This window comes from Gemella sp. 20925_1_85 (assembly GCF_041433735.1).
GTDB lineage: Bacteria > Bacillota > Bacilli > Staphylococcales > Gemellaceae > Gemella.
Map to the genome: position 1 here is coordinate 1 of NZ_JAPWCC010000046.1, position 5442 is coordinate 5442.

The window sequence follows — 5442 nt, forward strand, 5'->3', positions numbered from 1 at the left end:
GTTGCTCCTGGATTTACTGCTTTAACTTTATCTTCGATTGCTTTTTTCTCTTCTGGAGTCAGGGCATCTTTGTTTGCTACTGCAGTTTTGTCTGCTGGTTTAACTATATCGTTTCCTGCGTTTGGTTTAGTTGCATCTTCTGCTGATTTAACTAAATCTGTTGCTGGAATTACCGCTGTCTTACCTTCTGGTGTTGTTACTGTCGCGTTTCCTTTATCGTCAACTACCACAGTTGCTCCCGGGTTAACTGCTTTAACTTTATCTTCGATTGCTTTCTTCTCAGCGTCTGTAAGTTTAGCTGGATCTGCTACTACTGTTTTGTCCGCTGGTTTAACGACGTCGTTTCCTGCGTTTGGTTTTGTTGCATCTGCTTCTGATCTGAATAAGTCTTCTGATGGGATTGTTGCTGTAGTTCCATCTTTTAGGGTAACTGTCGCATTACCATCTTCATCGAATTTAACAGATTTAGTCTCAGGGTTTAATTCTCTTAATTTCTCTTCTGCTTTAGCTTGATCATCTGGATCATTTGCTTCACCAACAATCTTATCTGCTGGTTTAACAATATTAGAGTTACCTGCTCCTGCTTTTTCTGTATCTTCTTTTGTTCTTACTAAATCTGATGCCGGAATTGCCGAAGTTTTACCATTTGGAGTAGAAACAGAAACAGTTCCATTTTCATCTATCGTTACTATAGCATCTGGATTTACCTCTTCAACTTTAGCAACAATCTTGGCTTTCTCTTCATCTGTTAAGTTAGCTGGATCTTTTACAATAACTTTATCAAGTGGTTTATTAATGTCGTTTCCACCTTTATCATTATCTAAATCATTCTCTGTTTTCACTAATTTAGCTGGATTAATCGTTCCTTTATCGCCATTTTCTGTAGTTACCTCGATTTTACCATTTTCGTTATATTTAACTTCTTTGGCTGTAGGATTAACTTTTTTAACTTCTTCTAAGATTTTAGCTTTTTCTTCATCTGTTAATGCACTTGGGTCTTTTACAAGAACTTTGTCAATTGGTCTATTAATACCTCCAATTGATCTAATAGCTTCTTTGTCCGCTTCTTCTATTGTATTTACATCCGCTACACTGCTTACTGCGTCAATTGCTTCTTTAGCTTTTTTCGCAACTTTATCTACTTTAGCTTTTAACGCTTCTTTAGCTTTAGGAGATAAATCATCACGAGCATCGATAGCTGCTTTTTTAGCTTTTGCTTCTTCATCGATTGCTTTACGAGCATTCGGTTTAGTTTCAACTACAGGAAGAGCTTTTGCTACTTCTGCTTCACCTGTTTCTTTAGCGGTATTAACCTCTGCATCTGTTTTAGCATCATCTATTGCTTGTTTTGCTTGTTCTGCTGCGTCCTTAGCTTTTTGAATTGCATCTGCTTTTTCTTCGTCTGTTGCATCAGGGGTATTTTCAATAGCTTTTAATTGCTCTGCTAATTTATCATCGATTGCTTTCTTAGCTGCTGGCTTAGCTTTCGCTTCTGGGTTAATTGCTTTAACTTCTGATACTCCTGCAGTTTCTGCTTCTTTTACTGCTGCATCTGTTGTTGCTTTATCTACACTTTCTTTTGCTTTGTCAGCTGCTGCTTTCGCTTCTGCTTTCGCTGCTGTTTTTTCTTCGTCTGTTAAGTCAGTACGAGCATCGATTTCCGCTTCTTTAGCTTTTAATGCTTCGTCAATTGCTTTTTTCGCTGCTGGCTTAGCTTTTGCTTCTGGATTCACAGCTTTAACTTCTGATACTCCAGTATTTTTAGCTGTATCTACCGCTTGTTGAGCTGCTGTTGCTTTATCCTCAGAATCAGCAATAGCTGGTTGGGCATTAATCGCATCAGTTGCTGCTTTTGCTTTAGCTTGTGCTTCTTTCTTAGCTGCGTCTTTTTCTTCTTGTGTTAAGTCTGTACGAGCATCGATTTCCGCTTCTTTCTTAGTTAGCTCATCTGCTACAGCTTGTTTAGCTTGTTCTTTAGCAATTGGGTATACTGATGTTACATCTGCTACACCCTTATCTTCTGCATCATTAACAAGTTTTTGAGCTGCTGCCGCTGCATCTGCTGTTTCTGCGTTATCAGGTTGCGCATTAACTTTTGCAAGTTCTACATCTGCTAATTTCTTAGCTTCTGCTTTTGCTGCATCTTTCTCTGCTTGAGTTAAATCAGTACGGTCATCGATTTCTTTATTTTTAGCTGTTAGTGCATTCGCAATAGCTTCTTTTGCATTTTCTTTTGCGATTGGATTAACTTTACCAAATTCTGTAGTTCCAGCATTTTTCGCTGTATCTACAGCTGCATCTGTCGTTGCTGCATCGATTGCATTTGTTGCATCTTCAGCCGCTTTATTAATTTTAGCGATTGCTGCATCTTTTTCTTCTTGACTTAAGTTTTTATCAGCAGTAATAGCATCTGCTTTTGCTTTACGCGCTGCTTCTACATCTGCTTTTGCTACATCTTTTTTCGTCACTACTGCGTTATCAGCTTTAATTGCAGTTGTACCAGAATCTTTAGCTTGATCTAATGCTGCTTTTGTAGTTAGATTAGAATCGTTAATTGCTGCTACGGCTTTTTCTTTATCCGCATTTACTTTTGCGATTGCTGCTGCTTTTTCTTCATCAGTAGCATTTGGCGTTTTGTTAATTTCTGCAATCTTATCTTCTGCTGCTTTATTAACCGCATCAAGCGCTGGTTGTTTATCTATAGTTACAAAGTCTGATAATGCTCTTGTATCTTGAGATCCATCTGTGTATGTTACTACAAGATTTCCATTAGCATCTTTTGTTACTGATTTAATCTTAGCATCTTTATCATCAACATTTTTACCTTTTTTATCTGCTAAGTTCGCATCATCATTATCCTTATTGTATTCAAGTTTTAATTTTTCTTTAATTTTGTCTAATTCAGCTTCTGTTACATTTGCTGGATCTGCTACAGCTACTTTTTCTGTTGGAGCTGAAATTTCATATTTAGATGTTTGATTTTTAACGATGAATTGAACATATCCTGGTTTTTGTTGACGTACTGCATCATCAGTTGAAGCATCGTAGTTTGCTCCTGTCATTGATTTGAAATCATCATTATCTTTAGCTTCAATAAAACTTGTCCATTGGTTTGGAGCTTTAAGAGTTGTAATACCCGTCATCTTGATAGTTGCTGTTCTCTTATCGCCAGATACTGTTCCTTCTCCATTTGTAACGGCACCGTTATCAATCTTACCTGTTGTGAATCCGTAGGCTGCGGCGTTATCATTTCCAACACCACCTGGTCCACGTAGATATAAATCTTTTACAGTAGAATCATCTGTAGCTTTGAATGTTAAATCAGTATTTTCTCCTGTATAAACGTAAATTTGACGTTTATTAACATTTGAGTATGGAAGTTCTACTGTTGGTGCTGGATTTGTACGCGCTACACTTGCAACTGGAGTAGTATCTACTGAATCGTCATTATACGTAACTGTAACTGTTCCGTTAGCAACAGCGACTTCTTTCACTACCGTTGATCTATCTTGTAAGACTTCGCCTTTTTTAGAAGCTAATCGAGCATCTTCTGTTGTTGCTTTATCAGAGTATTGAATCTTAATTTTCTCTTTGATTTTGTTAATATCAGTTGGAGTTAAGTTGTTAATATCTACAACAGCAACTTTATTCTCCTCTGCTACTGGTTGAATATCGTATTTGTATGTTTGAGATTTAACAACTAAGTTGAAATAACCAGGAGCTGATGGATTGTTACCTCCAGCCAGTTTAGCACCAGTAGAATCTTCAAGTTGTAGATATCTTGCTCCTAATACTGCTCGCTGATCTTCAGTTTTTGTATAAGGTTTAAGTCCTTTAAACGTATCATTTGGTTTACCAGTGATTTTAATTTTCACTGGGCCTTGAGTTTCACTTAGTGTTTGATGATAACTCCAACCATAACCATCTATTTCAACCTCTTCTTCCGGAGGATTAAATGAGCTTTGTTTTTTTGCATAAGCTATCGCTTGATCACTTTTCGATTTTAGTACGAACTGACCACTTCCAGCTTTAACTGTTGCTTTAGTAATATTTCCAGCTGTTGAGCTAACTGTAATATTGACATCTGCATCCTCTTCATTATAAAGGTAAATTTCTTTTCCATTAGAATACTCCATAGAGTAATTAAAGTTACCATGAGTTGCAGTTGTCTCCGCTCTAAATGCATTATTTTTATCTAATGCTTGTCCATTACGTGAGTCTTTAGATCCAGTGTTTTCGATTGAGTTTGAATCAGATTTTTTCTCTGTGTTTTCTGCTTTTTTACCAACTGTAGGTTTTGATTGTGTTGTGTCTACTGCTGGTGTTTCTCTTTTCTCCACAGGTTTATTAACTAGTTTTGAGTTTACAGTAGTTACAAGTTTATTATACGCTGCATTTAATTCAGCTTGTGTTTTAGCTGATGCTAGAGTAGCTCTTGCGCTTTCTAACTCTGCTGTTAATACTGCTACAGAATCTTCTGTTTTGTTAGCATATTTCCCAGCACTGATATTAGCTGAAATTTCACTGATATAAGCTTCTAATCGACTTTTATCCAATTTAGCTTCTGCAGGCGTTTCTTGTTTTACTTCTGTTTTAGGTGCTTCTGCTCTTGGCTCTTCTACTCCTACTTTCGCTGCAACTGCATTAGCTACACTTTCTTTAGTGTTTTCTACTTTTGGTTGTGCAACTGCTTGTGATGTAGCCTCTACCTTTTCACCTGAGTTTGTTGTGTTGTCTGTTGTTGTGTTATTAGAAACATCCTCAGATGCTTGAGCTACTGCTCCTGCTCCCAAAAAGATACTAGCACCTATTACTACCGATGCAGCCCCTGCTTTAAACTTCTTAATCGAATACGATTCTACTTTTGTACCTTCTTTTATACTTTTTACATACTTATTATTTTTTCCCATTAAATTCTTCTCCTTTATTATCCCTAATAAAACCTATATTACTACTATTTTAATCATACCCTATATATAAAAAAAACACAAAACTCCTTTCATAAAAAACTTTCGACAATAATTTTTCTCCCCTATTTTTATAATATTGGCTAATAATTTAGAGTAATTTTACAAATATAATACTTCAAAATTATATACAATTCCAACTTAACTTTATCAAATTTAGCATTTTTTGTCCAAAGAATTACTTGTATTTATGTTAAGCGCTTTCTTAACTTTTTGATATTATTACTTGATTATCGATATTTGAAGTCTTTTTTTTGATGGTGGTTTACTATAGAAGTATTCATATACTTGAACTTTATAAGAATTATTTATTGTTTCTTACCACGAAAACATTTTATTATTTACTAAAACAAGATTATATAATTTTTTTATAGTAACACTCTTAGCTTTATAAGGTGTAAGTTAAAATACACTCGGAGAATTATACTCTATCCAATTACCTGTTTAATGCATTCTTTCAAAAAATCAACATAAA

1 protein-coding gene is annotated in these 5442 nt (G+C 35.5%); it reads right to left on the bottom strand.

What is annotated here, in order from left to right:
- On the bottom strand, positions 1-4910 hold a 4910-nt coding region (locus O3884_RS08860; RefSeq protein ID WP_371453012.1), incomplete at its 3' end, for a DUF1542 domain-containing protein.
- Positions 4911-5442 lie beyond the last annotated feature (532 nt).